Below are 17729 nucleotides of genomic sequence, written 5' to 3' on the forward strand. Positions count from 1 at the left end.
CCCATCGGGAAGAGCAGCAGCCCCGTATACGCGACGCCCAGCGGGCTGATGTAGGTCGACACCATGCGTCGCAGCAGAGTGCCGTCGGGCAGGGTGACGAAGAAGTTCGGTGGCAGCCCTCGAGGTCCGTTGTAGTTGAATCCGAGAAAGTGCGTGTAGAGGTTGACGCCCCAATCGAGCCAGGTCCGAGTCGGTACCAAGAAGAGCTCGAGGAGGCCGAACACCGTCACGACAGACCCCGCGCCGATGCAGAGCCACAACACAGTTCGGAGCTCTGATTCACCGGCTGGGTCCAGCCGTCGAGCCACGAAGTAGATCAGCGGAATCAACGCGGCGACGCGAAATCCCACCAGGCGTTGGGCGAGACCCGTCCCCGAGTGGAGGATCGACTCCGGCAGCAGGAAATAGACGGTGGCGATGACGGCGAAGCCGAGGGCCACCCAGTCGGTGAGGACGAGCTTACCGGCCTGACCATTTCTCCGCGCTTGCCAGAGCCGCATCAGAGCGATGGCTGTGAGCAGGGCGATGAGAGCTTCCTTCCAGCCCTGGAAGGCGCGAACGAGAAGGTACGGGGTGCCCAGGCGTAGCAGGACCATCAGCACGAAGCTGTGGAAGGCCATACCGGCAACCAGCAGCCCGAGACCGATGAAGGGGCGCCGCCACGCCCACCACATCCCGAAGACCAGCAGGCCGAGCAGAACGACAGCTAGGACGCTACCCACCAGGCTCATCTGGGCGACGCTCATTTGCTGGTCCACGTGACGGCGACAACGTTGTCCCGATCAGGGGGTTGGTCAGGAGATGCTCGGACGCGTTAGGGGCGGGTACAACGACACCTTAAGACTCTATATCGTCAGCCGGGCGCCAGGTCGACCGGGATCCGGCTGCGGCCATTGATACCATCGATCGCTATGGACCGCGGCCTGGCTGCCTTGCTTCCCCGGGTGAATGCCTATCGCCTGCGGAACAGCCGTCTCTTGCGGAACAACGCGATCTACCTGGGCGGCGGCGTAGCGGTAGGCATCCTTGGCTACGTCTTTCATTTCGTGGTTGGGCGCCTGTTGGGGCCCGCATCGTATGGCATCGTTGCCGGCTCACTGTCAGCGCTGTACATCCTGACTCTCCCCGCGCTTGTCGTCCAGATCGTGAGCACGCGCTTTACGAGCCTTGCCGCGGGCCGCCATGAGCTCGGCGGCGTGCGACCACTGCTGATGCAGATCAGCGGCTTGAGCCTCGTCATCGGACTGCCAATCGCGATCGGGCTGATTGTTTTTGCGCCTGAAGCGAGTCGCTACTTGCAGGTATCGGACAATCGCGTCATCTACGTCCTCGCGGCGACGACCCTTGCCACATTGCTGGTGGCTGCCAATCGCGGGGCGCTGCAGGGCATGCGTCGTTTCATGTCACTCGTCGGCAACCAGGCGATTGACATGGGCAGCCGGGTCCTGTTCGGCGGCGCCCTTGTGGCGGCGGGGTTGCATGCGCTTGGGGCGGTCGCCGCGCTGCTGTTGGGACCGCTGTTCGCGTACGCACAGAGCGTCGTGCTGATGTTGAGAGTGAAGGGACAACCGGCCGCTGAGCGGACGCCGCTCGCGAATGTCGGTCGATACGCCATCTCTGCCGCGATCGCGGCGATGGGCGTCACCTATCTGTTCAACGCCGACCTGGTGCTCGCGAAACACTACCTTTCGTCAAGTGAGGCCGGAATTTACGCGGCCGGTTCCGTGCTGGGCAGGGTGGCGTACTTCCTTGGCGTCACGGTGGCATCGGTCATGTTTCCCGAGGTCGCCACGCTGCATGCCCGCGATGAGAACCACTTTCACGTGGTCGATGCGTCGCTGCTGTTGATGCTGGCGTTGTCCGCGGCACTGATCGCCGGCTACTTCCTCGTACCACAGCTGGTTCTGCTGCCTTACGGTGCGAGCTTCGCGCCCGTTCGGCCTTACCTTGGCCCGTTTGCGATAGCGCTGGGCTTGCTCGCGGTGTCGAATTTGCTGGTCAATTACTTTCTGTCCGTCAACAGCCAGCGCTTTGTCGCTCCACTGATCGGCGCGGGCGTGTTGGAAACCATCCTGATCGCGGTCTTTCACTCAGGAATTGGGCAGATAATCGCGATGCTCGCCACTTCGATCGGAGTGCTGGCGCTGTCGCTTGGCGGGCTTTACGCGGTTGAACGGTTCCGGCCCGCTCGCTCAGGTGAATTGGTAGACGGATAGCCGGCCGTCGTCGGCGACCCTCCGGTTTTGCCCGGCGAGGTCGGTCTGCATGCATCGGAGCAGGTTGGTCAGCGAGTCGTCCACGATCACGTAACGGACGCCGAACTGTCTGATCTCAGCGAGGGTTGTGCAGTCGGGATGGGCGAGCCACCGCTCGTAGTCCTCTGACTGCTGAGCCAGCTCGCACGTGTCCGCGAGCGGTTTGTCGTACTGGGGCTGAAGCAGGCACGAGCGTACGGAGGGGAACCGGCCTAGCGCGAGCGGCGACGGGATGTACTGGAAGACGGGTCCTGGCGGTTGAGTTCGCAGGGCGGCCAGCGCCGGAGACTGTGGCAGGCGATTGACGGCTTCCGGCGGGCGAGCGAACAGATCAATCCATACGAGCGAGGCGACCACCAGGATGAAAACCGGAACTCCCCGCCGCGGCACCTTCTTCAGGATGACGCTCACCCCGAGTCCTGCCAAGACGGCCATGCCCCCCATTAACGGCATGACGAGGCGTTGGCCGGCCCGAAACGCGGGCTGGACGTGGATCACGATGTCATCAGGCATCGGGATTGAGTGAGCGTGAAACGCCAGGCGCGGTGGCAGCGAGAACAAGAAACAAATCGCGACGACCGTTGCCGCCATCAAGGTGGCCAGGACGAGCCCCGAGCGTAAGGCGGTTGTTCGCTGCTGCCGTAGAGTCCTGGCGGTGGTGGCCAGGGCGACAAGACCGAGCGCCATCACCGTATAGCCGACGTAGAGATTGGCGTATCTGGCCCGCGGCACATGCCGCACCAGGAAGTCATCCGGGCCATTGCCCCATACGGAATGCCAGCCGGGGATGACGAACATCAGCGGTTGGGCGGATTCCTGAAACGCGTCCTCCACGGACCTTGTCGGGACTCCCCCGAAATGAGACAGCGCGCCAATCAACACGTAGACGGCGAGCCCGCAAGCCGGAATGATGACGGCCGGCGCGAATTGAAGAAGGCGCCGTCCACCGACGTCTCGAAGCATGATCGTGCTTGCCGCCAGCACCACCCCGCATGCGAACGCGACCAATAACGCGTGCAAAGCGAAGTAGGGGGTCCAGAACATTGCAGGCAGCGGGGTCAGGCCGGCGATCGTGCCGTTGCGGACGCTTGGAGTGAGGGCGAGGTTGTAAAAGCCCCAGATTGGCAGCAGGATCATCCACATCCAGGTGTAGGTCGGGGCTGCCCATCCCATGAGATACAGGTGCGGGAAGAAGCCGAAGGCGAGGCCGGCGATAAACCCGGCTGCCAACGATCCGGTGACCCGGCGGACGAAGAGGCACGTGACGACCGCCGTCACCACCATTCCAAGGAAGTACAGCAACGAATGGGTGGCTATCGACCCCAGCAAGAGCGTGCTGATCCAGAGATACAGCGTGTTGAGCCAAGCGACCCGGTCGACCGTCGGATCGAGCGTGACGCCGTTCGGCCAACCGATCGAGGAAAGGTGAGACGGGAAGAATGGGTTTTGCTGCTCGCGCACAAGAGCTTGAAATTTGGAGACGCTGCTGGCCACATCGGCGTGAAGGGGTGCTGTCAGCGTGTGGCTGGGATCGAGGATGAATGGAAAAGTGACCCCGAGGGCGATCGCGACGTAGACAAGGATCACAACCCTCAGGCCCGGATTGGTGAGCCAGCGCGGAGCACGCTTCCGGGTATCCCGCACCGCTGATCCGACCATCAGTTGAGACCTTAACCGCTCATGTGCGCATGGCGAGACGGTGTCGAGGCCGGCTGGCATGGCTGGTTCGACGCCGCCGAGGTCGTCTACCCCAAAGGTACAATTTGGGGCCGCATGGACCTGTCGGTCATCGTGCCGGCCTATCGGGAAGGGCCCCGCATCCACAAGAACCTTCTTAGGCTCCTGGCTGAGCTCGATCAGCTTGGCGTCTCGTACGAGGTGATCGTCGTCTCGGACGGCAATACCGACAACACCTCATCAGAGGTGGAACGACTGGGATCGCCTCAGGTGAAGGTTCTGTCCTACGCGATCAACAAAGGAAAGGGCTACGCGCTCGGATACGGAGTCGGCCGCTCTATCGGTCGCCTTGTGACATTCATCGATGCGGACATGGAGCTCGACCCCCGCGACATCAGGTCGTTCATCGATCTCATGCAGGAGCATGAGGCGGATATCGTCATCGGCTCCAAGCGCCATCCTCTCTCAAAGGTTGCCTACCCCGCATTCCGACGTCTCGAGAGCGTCGTCTACCAGCTGCTGATCCGGGTGATCTTCAACCTCAACGTTCGTGACACTCAAACCGGTCACAAACTGTTCAGACGCGAAGTGCTCGCGGACGTGCTCCCACTCCTGGCGGTGAAGCGATTTGCGTTCGATCTCGAGCTGCTGGTGGTGGCTCACCACCTGGGTTACCGCCGCGTGGTCGAGGCCCCGATCACCCTGGACTACCAGTTCAACAGCACCGTGCGCCCTGGCGCCGTGTTCAGCATTCTGTGGGACACAGCAGCGATCTTTTACAGGCTTCGCGTCCTAAGGTATTACGATCGCCGCCGCCAGGAGCTCCTGCAGCTCGCGGGCGGGAAGCCGGACGCGATCAAGGGCGATCAAATTTGACTACCGGGTGAGCGTTCGATCCGGAGCCGAGCCGGCCGAAGCGGTGATGGCTCCACGCGACGGCACGGTGCCGGGGCTCGCAATCTCGCGCCTGGTTTCGCTCGTGCGCGAGCACACGGCCATCGCGGTTTTTGCGATCGCCACCGTGTGGGGGCTGGTGGTCACCTGGCCGGTGGCGATTCATTTCGGCGACTACATCTACGGCACGCCCGGAGATGCCACCGGGGCGGTTAGCACTTTCTGGTGGTGGGGATATGCCCTCACGCACGGCAAGCCGGTTCTCGACAACACGCTTCAAGGCGTGCCGATCGGTTCCGAATGGGATCTGATCGCGTTCTCGCCGCTCTCGGTGTTCATCTTCACGCCGCTGGATCTGGTCATGGGGCCGATCGCCAGCTACAACGTGCTGATCCTCAGCAGCTTCCCGCTGACGGCGTGGGCGACCTATCTGCTGGCGCGCGCGCTCGGGATCAGCCGCCTGGGCGCCGCGTTCGCGGGCCTCGCGCTCGCCTTCATCCCCTACCACATCGAAAAGGCGACCGGGCACGGTAACCAAACCCACCTCGAGCTGCTGGCCGGCATGCTGCTCTTCTTGGTGCGCTGGCGGCAGACTGGCCGCCGGCGAAACCTGGTGGGCGCCGGCGTGCTCGCCGGGTTGCAGGCGTGGTTGGAGCCATCTGTCTTCTACGTCATGGCTTTCGCTCTGCTGACCTTCTTCGCGGTCAGCGCGGCTCTGCCCGAGCAGGGAAGGAGCAGGCGAGCCTGGATCGGCCATCACCTGGTGGGCGGTGTGCTGATGGCCGCCGTCGTCGCTCCGTTCATCCCGGTTGCATTGGTGTTCTTCCATCGACCGGGCAGTTCGTCATCCCTGTCATCACACCTGACGCACGCGCAAACCAGCGGGGAGGCGCTTATCTACTCCGCCCGCCTGCGCGAGTACTTCGAGCCTTGGTACGCCAACCCACTGGTCCCGGACGCGATCAAGCATCTGGAGTTCCTCCGCCTCCACGGCAGCAACTTCGTGGAGTCGTCCCTCGCCCTTGGCTACACGGTCCTCGCGCTGGCGGTCACCGCCGTGGCCTGGCATCGGCGGCGGTTCGTCATCGCCCTGTGTCTGGGCCTGATGTTCGTCGGGGTGCTCGTGTCCTTGCCCCCCGATCAGAAGGTCGGTCCATTCGTCGTACATCCCCCGACCTACTACCTGACGCAGGTGGTCACCATCTTCCGCGTCTACGCCCGCTTCGCCATGATGGTGCAGCTCGGCGTTTGTCTTTTGGCCGGACTGGGACTGGCCGGGCTCCAGGCTCGGCTGGGCGGAGGGCGGCGGCAGTTCCTCCTCGCGATCCCTTTCCTGCTGATGGCGGTTGAATTCAACAACCTGCCACCGACTCATGTCACCCAGATCCTTCCCGCCCCGGCCGAGTACGTGTGGCTGCGCGATCAACCACAGGGGGTGGTGATGGAATATCCCGCCAAAGCAGGTGGCGAGACGCTGCAGCAGGAGATCCAGATCCGGCAGGACCTGCTTTACCAGATGGTTCATCTGCACCCGACGTTCTTGACCGAGGTCACCAACGGAAAGGTTGGGGCTGCGGCGAAGGAGCTCGAGCCGTACTACGGTGCCGGAGTGGCCGACCGGCTAAAGGGGTACGGGGTGAAATACGTCCTCGTCCATCGGGGCGATTACGTCGCCTATGGATACGACGTACCGCATGACGTGCCGGGTTTGACCTACGTCACTACCCTGGACGGCACCGACATCTTCACCGTGAACTGATTCCGCCCAGCAGATCCATCGGACGCATCTCGGTCCCTGAGGTCAGAATCGCGTGCGCGAGGCGCAGCGCCGCCACTCCATCCTCGCCGGTCACGATCTCGGCACCCTTACCGCCTACCGCAGCGACGAACGCCTGGAGCTCGAGCTTCAATGGTTCCTGGCGGTCGATGGGATATCGAGTCATGGCGCCCTCACTGACCCCTCGCAGGATCTGGAGGTGGTCCCATTGCGAGTCGGCGGCGTGCGCGTTTTCGTAGAAGTAGAGATCCTGCGTCAGGTACTCGGCACGGAATAGGCCGCGTTCGCCGGTCACGGTGACGTCTCGAATCTTGGTGGGCGTCAACCAGCTGACGTCAAGGAGCCCGATGGCGCCGCCGGCGAAGCTGAGGAGGGCGCTGGCGATGTCTTCCCTCGAGGCGTGCACCTCCCGGCGCGTCTCGGCGAACACGCGGGTGACTTCACTTTCCATCAAATACCTCATCACGTCGACGTCGTGCGTCGCCAGGTCGAGGGTGACACCGACATCGCGGACGCGCTCGGGAAACGGTCCGAGGCGGCGGGTGTGGAGCTGGTAGATGCGTCCCGCCTGGCCCTCCTTCAGGCGGCGCTTGAGCTCACGAATCGCGGGGTTGTGCCGTTCGACGTGGCCGGCGGCGAGGATCCGGCCCGCCGCTTTGGCGCGCTTGACCAAGTCTTCGGCCTCGTCGACGGTTGCCGCCAGCGGCTTCTCGACCAGGACATGGCACCCGGCGGCCAGAGCGTCAATCGCGATCGGATGGTGAAGAGTGGTCGGCGCCGCGATCGTCACCGCGTCCACCCGCTCGGAAGCGAGGAGCTCCTGGTGACTGGTGTAGTGAGGGATGCCGTAGGCCCGTCCAAGGCTCTCCGCGTTGGGTGCATCGGAATCCGCCACGGCGACCAGGACCACACCCGCGAGGTCGCGAAGCACGCGCAGATGATTGCGCCCCATGCTGCCGCCGCCGATGACCGCGACCCGCGTCACAGGCTGTTGACCGCGTCGACGATCTGCAAAAGGTCTTCTTCCGTGAGCGCGGGATGAACGGGCAGGGAGATGACCTCTTTCGCCAGGCCTTCGGCGACCGGAACCCTGATTGGTCCTTTGGTGGCTGCGCGGACGTGGGGAATGTCGGTCAACGGGTGTGGGTAGAAGATGCCGGTGCCGACCCCGGCCTCGTTCAGCCGGCGCACGGCTGCCTCGCGGTCCCGCGGGCCGACTCGAATCGTGTACTGGTGCCACACGTGGTCGCGATTCTGGCTCACCTTCGGGACCTGAAGCGCCGTGATTCCTCCCGACAGGCGTTTCGCATTGGCCTGGCGGGTGAGTGTGAACTCCTCGAGGCGATCGAACTGCGCCACCGCGATGGCTGCTTGCAGATCGGTCATGCGGAAGTTGTAACCGAGACTTACGTATGAGTACCGCTCCCGCATGCCGTGGTTCCGGAGTAGCCGTACACGGTCGGCAACCGTGTCGTCGTCGGTGGTCACGATGCCTCCTTCAGCTGACATCAGGTTCTTGGTGGCGTACAGGCTGAAGGTGCCGGTTCCAAACGATCCGACTGGGCGGCCGTTGAAGCGCGCCCCGATCGCCTGGGCGCTGTCTTCGATGATGGCGAGGCGATGAGCTGTCGCGATGTCGGTCAGGCGGTCCATGTCACAGGGCTGCCCGTAAAGGTGGACGGGCATGATCGCCTTGGTGCGGGGACCGATCAGGTCCTCGAGCTGCGACGGGTCCAGGTTGAACGTGCCTGGATCGACATCCGCGAAAACGGGTGTCGCCCCGACTGAAATGATCGAATTCGCGGTGGCCACGAAGCTGAACGGGCTGGTGATCACCTCGTCGCCAGGCCCGATGTCATGGGCTTGAAGAGCGAGCTGAAGCGCCGCGGTGCCTGAGGACACCGCCACCGCGTGCCGGACGCCGATCAACTCGGCGATGCGGGCCTCGAGCGCGCGGACCCTCTCGCCCTGGACCAACATGCCGGAGTCGAGAACCGCCATGACCGCGGACTTCTCCTCATCGCCGATGATTGGCTTGGAGATCGGAATCCGGTTCATTTCCTGTGGTCCGGATTCAAGACGACGGAGCTGCCACAGGAAGCGCATCGAACGCTCCGCTGCTCTAGGACACCAGACCCGGCCGGCAGCTTGGTTCCGCAAAAGCACACGTGACCGGCAGGCCGCGCGGGATTCCCGTACACGAGGCCGTGGTCGGGCACGTCCTTGGTCACGACCGCGCCGGCGCCGACCATCGCGAACCGGCCGATCGTCACCCCCGGCAGCACCACGCTGCCTCCACCCACCGACGCCCCCCCGCACACGCGGCCCTGGCTGACGGTCCAGTCGGCGGCTCCTTTGGGCGAACCGTCGCGGTTGATCGCGCGCGGCAGCTTGTCGTTGAGCAGGAGCACTCCCGGCCCCAGGAAGACCCCGTCCTCGACGGTGAAGCCATGGTAGACGCAGACCTGGTTCTGGATCTTGCAGCGGTCTCCGACGACTACTCCCGCGTCGATGTAGGCGCCAGTTCCGATGATGCAGTCGGATCCGATCTCCGCCCCTTCGCGGACCTGGGCGAAGTTCCAGATCGAGGTCCCGTCGCCCAGCTTCGCCCCCTTCGAGACGTCCGCGGTGGGGTGGATCTTCGGCGGGGCCATCAGGCCGCGAATCCTCGCGCGATGAGGTCCTCGACGATCATGTCGGATGGGGAGTGGGGGGGAAGGTCGTGCTGCCTCCGGAAGCGCGAAGGCTCGCGCAGGAAGCCGTGCACGACGCCCATGTCGTAGCTCGAGATCACGACGTTCTCTCCCACACCCTCAGGGTGCTCGGTCTTGCCGCGGTGGATCAGGCATGGGATGTCCATGTAGTAGGTCTCCTCCTGGCTTCCGCCGCTGTCGGTGACCACGAAGGCGCTGCCCCGCTCCAGCTCGACGAACTGCGAGAAGATCAGCCGCGGGATCCTGCGGAGGCCGCCGGCAAAAAGCCTGTCGAGACCAAATGTCGAGATTGCGGCTGCGGTCACCGGGTGATCGATGAACAGCATGTTGTGACGGCCGGCATTGTCAGCCAGGGCCTGGATGGTCGCGGTCAGCAGCGCCCGATTGTTGAGCAGCTCGAAACGGTGAAGGCTGACGAGGCCATAAGGGCCATCGGGTAACGGAAAGGGCAGCGGCTGAGTGGTGCGGATCATGTCGAGACTGTCACGGATCGTATTCGACCCTGTATCGATGATCACGCCGCCTCGCAGGTTGGCCGTGGCATAGGCGCCGGGCGCGTAGTGAATAGTCGCCAGTTTGGAGGTCACCCGGCGATTCAACTCTTCAGGGAACGGTTGGCGAAGGTCATGGCTCCGCATGCCGGCTTCGACGTGAGCGACTGGCAGACCTAGCAACCGGCCCATGGCGGACCCGATCATGGTGGTCAACGTATCGCCGTGGACGAGAACGAGGGGCCTGCCCGGGCCGGCTTTGAGTCGCCGTCGCAGCCCGCTGGCCGTGCGGCTGAAGTTCGCGGCGACCGACGCGAACCATCCGGGCACCTGCCGGTTGGTCCGCAAGTCGCGTCCGTGGGCACCGTGTGCAAGCCAGATGTCGGGCTGGGGGAGGTCGAAGGATTCGAGCAGGTCGGGGATCTGCTCGACCTGCTGGGCTGTGGTCACCGACACGTAGCCGATGCCCCGGCGCCGGAGTCGATCCAGCACGGGGAGAAGCTTGATGAGCTCGCCGGTGGTCCCATACATAACGGCGATCATCGCGGCGCCTGGCGATGACGCCTGGTGACCATCATGTCGAGCCCCTTCCACATGCCGGCCCCATGGACCACCGCGTACAAGGGAGCGAGAGCGGCGAATGACACGGCCTCATCCGTCGGGAATCGTCGAAAGCGCAGCCCTCCCGCGACCACGGCCATGCCAGCCACGAGAAGTCCAGCGACGAACCGCGGACGGCGCACGACCAATGGAACCATCGCAACGCTGATGGGATAGAACGCCACGACCGCGGGGAAGAACCTCGATTCGCGGCGTCCGTGGCCGTCGAGAAACACGATCCCTCGATGGAATGCGTGGCGCACGAAGGCTTGAAGCGTTGTCCGGGGCATGTACGTGCAGGCGAATTGAGGTGAGATGTGGATCCGCTTCTGGGCGGCGATCCCGCGGATGATCGACGTGTCGTCGTTCGTGTATCGCTCGTCTGCGTAGTAGGTGCTGAGGCCGGAGAAGCCCTGTCTCAGGAGTTCGGTGGGGGCGAGGAATCCTGTGGTGCCCTTTGGGTAGCGGTCGAAATCCTCGGTCCCGAAACTGGTGGTGCGAGGCTGGGCGAGATAGTCGGACCAGGCCAGGTGGGTCAGTACCTTCCAGAACTTGCCGTATGGGTTACCGGAAGTCTCGATGGTTACGTGTGAGTTCCAGACGTCCTCCCCGTGTTCCAGCCGCCCGTGAACGAACGACAGGCCACCAGGCTCGAGCCGGACGCGGCTGTCAAGAAACAAGGTGTACTCACCCTTGGCGGCCGCCAAGCCGGCTCGCCTTGCTGCGACACGACCTTGATTCGGCTGGCGGACTACGCGGACCGGCACATCCATGCGGAGCGACTCGGCGATATCACCCGAACCGTCCTTGGAACCGTCGTCGACCACCACGAATTCGGTTTCGAAGCCGCTTCCCGAAGCCGCCGCGGCGGCTTCGTGGATCGTCCGGGCGATGTGACGGCTCTCGTTGAACACCGGAATGACGATGCTCAGAGTGTGCGGACGTCGCACGGGAGGGGTCGGCTCGCGTTGGGTACGGCCTCGGATCGGCATCGCGAACAAAGGGTAAGGTAACTTGCCATGGCCACCCTCAAGACGAGGCTTGCGGAAGGGCTGGCTCGCCTGCCAGGCAGGCGGGCGCCGGTCAAGGGCTGGTCGCTGGTCACCGAATGGCTGCATCGCCACGCCCATCGCCAGTCGGTGGACGTCGTGCATCAGAGCGCATACCGAGTGAAGCTACGTCTGGACCTACGCGACTACACGCAGCGCGGCATGTTCTATGACGCGTACGAGACCCAGGAGCTCAACTTCATGGAAGAGGTGCTGCGGCCGGGAGACGTGGTGATCGATGTCGGCGCGAACATCGGCCTTTTCACGCTGGTGGCGGCGAGGGCCGTCGGTCCGAGCGGCTCCGTCCATGCATTCGAACCAGTCCCCGGCAACTGCGAGCGACTCGAAGAAAACGTGCAGCTCAACGGCTTCACCAACGTCCGGCTCAACAAGAGCGCAGTCCGGGACCGCGCCGGCACCGTGGCTCTCGCCATCGACGCCGAGATGGCGCGCACCAGCGGCGCAAGCACGAGCAGCTTCTTCACCGTGACCCAGCTGGCGGATCCAGTCAGGGAAGTGACGGCACAAGCAGAGACGATCGACGACTATTCGACCCGGGAGGTGGCGAATCGAAGCATCCGGCTGGTCAAGATCGATGTCGAGGGGTCAGAACCGGCTGTCCTTGCGGGTATGTCGGATGTACTTAAATCGCATCGGGTCGACGTGTTGATGCTCGAGGTCAGCCTTTATGGGCTCGCTCGCAGCGGATCCAGGATTCTTGACGTCGTGGAACCCCTGCGGACTGCGGGCTACGACCTGTACCGGCTGGGCGTCGGTGGTCTTCTAACGCGATGGTCTTACCTTGGCGAACCGTCGATACCAGAGCGAGGAGGTGGAGAAGCGGGCATGATTCGCGGTCTCTACAAAGGGCTCCAGGATCTCAGCCGCCTGTTCAACCTCGTCGCCATCCGCAGCGACCATCCGGCGATGACCGGCCGTCCGAGATTCATGTCAGCTGGGAAGCTACGACGGTCAGCATGAGCGACGATCCTCACTGGAGGGTTCGCGCTCGCAAGTCTGAGTTGCATCGACCGCCGTGGCTCGAGGTGCTACGAGAGAGCATCGAGCTCCCCGACGGTCGGGTCATCGACGATTTCTATTCGGTCCAGATGCAGGATTTCGGCGTCGTCGCCGCTTTCACCGACAAGCGCGAGGTCGTTGTCGAGCGCCTTTACCGGCACGGTCCCAACCGGCTGACCTGGTCGCTGCCCGCGGGCTACGTGCAGGAAGGCGAGAGCCCCCTCGAGGCCACCGTCCGCGAGCTGCGCGAAGAGACGGGCTACGAGGCGGGGGAGTGGATCCCAGTCGGGAGCTTCGTCGTCGACGGCAATCGCGGGTGTGGATGGTGCCACTGCTATGTGGCGCGCGGCGCGCGCCAGGTTCAGGAGCCGAAAAGCGATGACCTTGCCGAGGTCGAAGTCTCTCTGGTGCCCTGGGCTCGATTGATAGAATTATTGGCTGCCGGCGAGATCACCGAGCTTGCGAGCGCGGCCACCATTGGCCTGGCCTGCACTCGCCTCGGGCCGCAAGTTTCAATTTAGGAATCTTTTGATCTCGGTCGCCTAATTGTCAAGGAGTCTCTGTGAACTGGTCTGGTAAGCGCGTACTCGTCACCGGCGGTGCCTCATTCATCGGTTCGCACCTGGTGGATCAGCTGGTGGAACGCGGCGCGAGCCACGTCCGCGTCGTCGACGATCTCAGCTCCGGGGAGATCGAGAACATCCAGGGACACCTGGACGCGAGCCGGGTTGAATTCATTGAGAGGGACCTGCTCGACCAGGACGTGGCGGCCGAATCAGTCAAGGGCATCGATACGGTGTTTCATCTCGCGGCCATCCACGGGGGACGGGGTTACGTCGACCTCCACCAGGCCGAGTGCGCCAAGAACCTGACGCTCGACGGGATGCTCATCAAAGCGGCGCAGGAGGCGGGTGTCGACAAGTTCGTGTTCGCCTCCTCCGGCTGCGTGTACCCCAACTACGTCCAGCAGGACGTGTCGCAGGAGCTGTACCTGACCGAGGACATGGTCGGCCCGCCTTACGACTCGGACGGCATGTACGGCTGGGCCAAGCTGATGGGGGAGAAGACGCTCCAGGCCTTCCACAAGACCTACGGCATGAAGGCGGCGTCCTGCCGGTTCTTCACCGTCTACGGGGAGCGCGGGGTTGAGAACCACGCGGTGATCGCCATGATCGCGCGAGCATTCGTCGGCCAGGACCCGTTCGAGGTGTGGGGCGACGGCACCCAGGTCAGGAACTGGACCTATGTCGGCGACATCGTCGACGGGATGATCCTGAGCGCGGAGAAGATCGACGACGGGACGGCTGTGAACCTCGGAACCATGGAACGGACCCGCGTCATCGACGCGGTCCGGGAGGTCCTCAAGTACACCGGGCAAGAGGCGGAGATCAAGTTTCTGACCAACATGCCGACGGGACCGATGAACCGGGTGGCGAGCAACGACCTCGGCAAGAAGCTGCTGAGCTGGGAACCGAGGATGAAGTTCATGGACGGACTCCATCGCACCATCGACTGGTACTTCAGCACCAAGGACAAAAACCAGGTTCGCGGGTATCTTGACCGGATGCTCACCGAACGTGGCGAGCGAAAGCCGAGCCGAGCCGCCGCCAAGTAAGACACCGCTTGCCTCGCACCGCGAGGCGACCGGAAACCTGGGGTTCGTTCGTTAAGGAGATCGAATGAAGCACGCACGTGCTCCGTTGCTGATCGCCCTTGCCGTCACCCTGGTCCCCATGCCGACCGCCGCCGCGCCGCGCGCGCCGGCCGCGGTCAGGTCGATCGTGACCCCAGGCGCGGCCGCCTCGTTTGGCGCCGGCTGGACGACCTATCACCATGACAACGCTCGCACCGGGTATGACGCGACCGCGCCCTCGATCACCTCGCCGAGCCCTTCGGCGCAATGGAACACAGGGCTGGACGGCAACGTTTACGCCGAACCGCTGATCTGGAACGGCGTGGTCATCGCCGTGACTGAAAACGACAGCATTTACGCCCTGGACGAGGGCTCCGGGGCAGTCGTGTGGCACAAGGTGGTCGGCGCCAGCGTGGCGACACACTACTGCAGCTCGGAGATCAACCCGGTCGGGATCACCAGCACCCCGGTCATCGACCCGTCAACCAGCATTGTCTATGCCGTTGGGTTGGTCGGCCCCATCTCGTCGCCGAAGTACCAGATGTTTGCATTGAACCTGTCGGACGGAAGTACCGTGGCCGGTTTCCCGGTGGACATCACGCCGACGGCGCAGGGAGGCACGGTCACCCTCGACCCCGCCGTGTCGGAGCAGCGTGGAGCCCTGGGCCTGGCCAATGGCCACGTGTACGTGCCGTTCGGCGGCTGGCTCGGCGATTGCGGCGACTACCACCCGTGGGTTGTGGGTGTGCCGGCCACCGGCGGCGCTGTCAGCAACGTGTACGAGCCTCAAACCTCGAGCCAGCGTGAGGCCGGGATCTGGGCGGCCCAGGGGATGTCAATAGACGGCTCGGGCAATGTCTACGTGGCCACGGGCAACGCCGGCTCCGGCAGCTCGTCTCTGCCTTGCAATGCGAGTCTGTACGACCACGGCAACGGAGTCTTCAAGCTCTCGAGCACGCTGGTTGAGCTGAGTTACTTCGCCCCCTCAGACTGGTGCACACTGAGCCAGGCCGATCAAGACGTCGGATCGATCGCGCCTTCGCTGCTCAACAACAGCATCGTCTTTCAAACCGGCAAATCGGCCCAGGTCTGGCTGTTGAACGCCGGCGCGCTCGGCGGCTTCGGCGGTCAGGCGAACCCGAACACAGCGATCAGCACATGCTCCTCTGGCGACGCCGTCTTCGGCGGGGCGGCGTACGTCGCTCCCGACGTTTACATCGCATGCAACAGCTCAGGCAGCCTGCAGGCGCTATCGGTGAACACGGGCTGTCCACCGCTGGGCTTCACCACTCACTGGACCGCGGGTGGATTCACGCCCGGGCCGCCGATCGTGGAAGGCGACCTCATCTGGACCCTGTCGATTGGCGGTTCACCTTCGACTCTCTACGGCTTCGATGCGGCTGGGAGTCTCGTGGTGACGGCGGGCCTGCCGCAGGGCGTGCATCACTTCGCCACGCCGGCCGCCGACGGGGGCTGGATTTTCGTCCCTCAGTCCACGAGCATCACCGGGCTCGACTTCGCGACCTATCCTCCTCCGACCTGCGGAGCGAACCCCTGCCAGATCTACACGGTCGACGCCTACGGCGGCGTCCACCCCGATGACTTCAGCCCAGCGATCAGCAACGAGCCGACCTTCAGTTCGCCGCTCGCCCGAGCCGCGCACATGGCGCCCGGCACGCCGGCGGTGGGGCTCGTCCTCGACGCCTACGGCGGCCTTCACCCGTACGGCACACCCGCGATCGTCCCTTCTCAATTTCCCTACTACGCCGGTGTCGACATCGCGCGTGACTTCGTCTTCGTTCACGGAGGCACCGGAGGTTACGAGCTCGACGGCTATGGCGGAATTCATCCGTTCTCGGTGAATGGGAACCCCCTGCCGCCGGTCCCGGTCAATTACCCCTACTTCCCCGGCAATGACGTGGCCAAGAAGATCACGCTCTTGGCGGATCAGTCAGGCGGCTACGTGCTGGACGTTTACGGTGGCATTCATCCCTGGGCGGTGAGCGGGCATGCACTGCCGGCCGCCATCGCCCAGTACGGCTATTGGGCCGGTGCCAACGTGGCTCGTGACATCTGGCTGGATCCGGCCGCGACGGCGGCTTCAATCAGCGGCTACGTGCTGGACCTTCATGGCGGCTTCCACCCGTTCTGGGGCGGCTCCGCTCCAGCTCCCGCGGCGGTTGTGAACCACCCGTACTGGACGGGACGCGACCTCGCCCGCGCGCTGTGGTTCTTGCCCAGCTCGAACCCGTCGGCAGCCACCGGTTACGAGCTTGACGCATACGGCGGCATCCATCCCTTTGCCGCCTCGGGACAGTCGCTGCCGAACCCGATCAGCCAGTACGCCTACTGGAGCGGCCAGGACCTGGCGCAAGCCCTGTTCGGAGGGTAGGAACCTGGGCATCTGAACCGGGTGCGGCCCATTGGCGGCCGGCGCACGTGAGCCCGATCAGGATCCAGAACAAAAGGCTCAGATCGTTCTTGAAGTAGGGCACGTCCACCATGCCGTGAACCACGACGGCGACAAGGGCCAGCAAAACGCCCAGGTGGTAGGCGGGCCAGCCGCCGGACCCCTGGCGCCATCCACGCCAGGAAACCTGAAAGCCGACGACCATGATCCAGGCGAAAGCAATCAGGCCGACCAGGCCGGTCTCGACCCAGAAGTTGAGCACGATGTTGTGCGGATCGATGAAATTCGCCGCCGTGTGCAGGTGCGTGTAGTAGGGGGCGGACATCTGCTGAAATCCCGACAGACCCGCGCCGAACAGTGGGCGGTGCCGGATGAGCTTGACCGCCGCGGTCCAGAGGTCGATGCGGCTCTGGATCGTGTTGCCGTACACGTTGTGGGTCTCGATGAGGATCCGGTGCCGGATCGGCGGAACCACGGCGAGGGCCGCCAGCCCGACGACCGCCACACCGAGCATAAGCAGACGCCGGCGATGTAAGACGACCGCGCCGAGCACCACGGCGGCGAGGGCGAGGTAGCCACCTCGGGAGAAGCTGAGCGCCGCGATGATGGTGCCGGCGACCACGAACGCGGCGGCGCCGAAGCGTTCTTCTCGGCTGCCGTAGAGGGCGACGCTGATCGCCAGGGCGACGATGGGCACGACATAGAGCGCGACCGCGTTGGCGGTCGAGTAGATGACCACGGGTGGCGTCAGGGCGACGTCGTACGTGTGGTTGATCAGCCCTGACAGGACGACGAACGAGTTGGCAAGGCCTGCCACGGCGGCGCCCGCCGCAAGCCCGCCGGCAACGAGCGCGGCGCGGCGCGAGGTGCGAATGACATTGGCCAGCACGAGGCCGAAAGCGATCGGCTCGATGATGTATGCCCGATAGAGTCCGAGCCCAGCGGTCCGGTTTGGCGCCGCGACGACCGCGATCGCGCCGGCGATGATGAACAGCAAGGCCGGCAACACGAACGGGCCGCGCCACACCAGGGGCTCGTGTGAGAGCACAAGCTCGACCACGAAGACGGCCAGCGAAACCAAGATGGCGCTTTCGAGCAGCGTGGTCGGATAGAACCCGATGTGCCATCGGATGACGTACGCGGGCGCAAGCGCGCACGTCAGCGCGCATGCGAACGTCGTCAGCCGATAGGGCGACGGGTTGATTTGAG

General features: G+C 64.2%; 14 protein-coding genes. 7 read left to right on the forward strand and 7 right to left on the reverse strand.

The window, feature by feature from the left end:
• The first annotated feature begins 911 nt into the window (after window positions 1-911).
• Complete coding sequence (locus tag EPN29_02835) at window positions 912-2216, forward strand: hypothetical protein (protein ID TAN34317.1); 1305 nt, start codon at window positions 912-914, stop codon at window positions 2214-2216.
• On the opposite strand, the gene EPN29_02840 is transcribed toward EPN29_02835, so the two are convergent.
• Entirely contained in the window at window positions 2193-3899 is a 1707-nt protein-coding gene (locus EPN29_02840) for a hypothetical protein (protein TAN34318.1), read from the reverse strand. The two genes, EPN29_02835 and EPN29_02840, sit on opposite strands and share 24 nt — an antisense overlap.
• 36 nt (window positions 3900-3935) lie before the next feature.
• Here EPN29_02840 and EPN29_02845 point away from each other — a divergent pair, with 36 nt between their 5' ends.
• Together EPN29_02845 and EPN29_02850 are read left to right on the forward strand one after the other, a co-directional pair.
• A complete protein-coding gene (locus EPN29_02845) occupies window positions 3936-4808 on the forward strand; it encodes a glycosyltransferase family 2 protein (GenBank protein ID TAN34319.1) in 873 nt (290 codons plus the stop codon).
• 7 nt (window positions 4809-4815) lie between these two features.
• Window positions 4816-6585, forward strand: coding sequence for a hypothetical protein (locus tag EPN29_02850; GenBank protein ID TAN34320.1), 1770 nt, complete (start codon window positions 4816-4818; stop codon window positions 6583-6585).
• On the opposite strand, the gene EPN29_02855 is transcribed toward EPN29_02850, so the two are convergent.
• The 5 genes from EPN29_02855 to EPN29_02875 are packed head-to-tail and all read right to left on the reverse strand — an operon-like array spanning window position 6572 to window position 11562.
• Window positions 6572-7588 carry a Gfo/Idh/MocA family oxidoreductase gene (locus EPN29_02855; GenBank protein TAN34321.1) on the reverse strand — a complete coding sequence of 339 codons (1017 nt, stop codon included), beginning with the start codon at window positions 7586-7588 and terminating at the stop codon, window positions 6572-6574. The two genes, EPN29_02850 and EPN29_02855, sit on opposite strands and share 14 nt — an antisense overlap.
• Entirely contained in the window at window positions 7585-8661 is a 1077-nt protein-coding gene (locus tag EPN29_02860) for a DegT/DnrJ/EryC1/StrS family aminotransferase (GenBank protein TAN34322.1), read from the reverse strand. The genes EPN29_02855 and EPN29_02860 overlap by 4 nt, the downstream gene beginning before the upstream one ends.
• The gene (locus EPN29_02865) at window positions 8658-9257 is read right to left on the reverse strand and encodes an N-acetyltransferase (GenBank protein TAN34323.1); all 600 of its coding nucleotides are present in this window, start codon (window positions 9255-9257) and stop codon (window positions 8658-8660) included. Before EPN29_02865 ends, EPN29_02860 begins: the two co-directional genes overlap by 4 nt.
• Window positions 9257-10351 carry a hypothetical protein gene (locus tag EPN29_02870; protein ID TAN34324.1) on the reverse strand — a complete coding sequence of 365 codons (1095 nt, stop codon included), beginning with the start codon at window positions 10349-10351 and terminating at the stop codon, window positions 9257-9259. The genes EPN29_02865 and EPN29_02870 overlap by 1 nt, the downstream gene beginning before the upstream one ends.
• Window positions 10348-11562, reverse strand: coding sequence for a glycosyltransferase family 2 protein (locus tag EPN29_02875; GenBank protein ID TAN34325.1), 1215 nt, complete (start codon window positions 11560-11562; stop codon window positions 10348-10350). Before EPN29_02875 ends, EPN29_02870 begins: the two co-directional genes overlap by 4 nt.
• On the opposite strand from EPN29_02875, the gene EPN29_02880 reads away from it, so the two are divergent.
• The 4 genes from EPN29_02880 (at window position 11428) to EPN29_02895 (ending at window position 16502) form a co-directional block, all read left to right on the forward strand.
• Window positions 11428-12438: an FkbM family methyltransferase gene (locus tag EPN29_02880; GenBank protein TAN34326.1), complete on the forward strand. Its 1011-nt coding sequence runs from the start codon at window positions 11428-11430 to the stop codon at window positions 12436-12438. The two genes, EPN29_02875 and EPN29_02880, sit on opposite strands and share 135 nt — an antisense overlap.
• Window positions 12249-12998, forward strand: a complete 750-nt coding sequence (locus tag EPN29_02885; GenBank protein ID TAN34327.1) for an NUDIX hydrolase — start codon at window positions 12249-12251, stop codon at window positions 12996-12998. The genes EPN29_02880 and EPN29_02885 overlap by 190 nt, the downstream gene beginning before the upstream one ends.
• 41 nt (window positions 12999-13039) lie before the next feature.
• The gene (locus EPN29_02890; GenBank protein ID TAN34328.1) at window positions 13040-14092 is read left to right on the forward strand and encodes an NAD-dependent epimerase/dehydratase family protein; all 1053 of its coding nucleotides are present in this window, start codon (window positions 13040-13042) and stop codon (window positions 14090-14092) included.
• A 64-nt stretch (window positions 14093-14156) separates the two neighbouring features.
• Window positions 14157-16502, forward strand: a complete 2346-nt coding sequence (locus EPN29_02895) for a hypothetical protein (protein TAN34329.1) — start codon at window positions 14157-14159, stop codon at window positions 16500-16502.
• Here EPN29_02895 and EPN29_02900 read toward each other — a convergent pair.
• Window positions 16444-17724, reverse strand: a complete 1281-nt coding sequence (locus EPN29_02900) for a hypothetical protein (protein ID TAN34330.1) — start codon at window positions 17722-17724, stop codon at window positions 16444-16446. The genes EPN29_02895 and EPN29_02900 overlap by 59 nt on opposite strands.
• Between the last annotated feature and the right edge of the window lie 5 nt (window positions 17725-17729).

It is taken from the genome of bacterium, from assembly GCA_004299235.1.
Taxonomy (GTDB): Bacteria; Chloroflexota; Dormibacteria; order Dormibacterales; family Dormibacteraceae; genus SCQL01.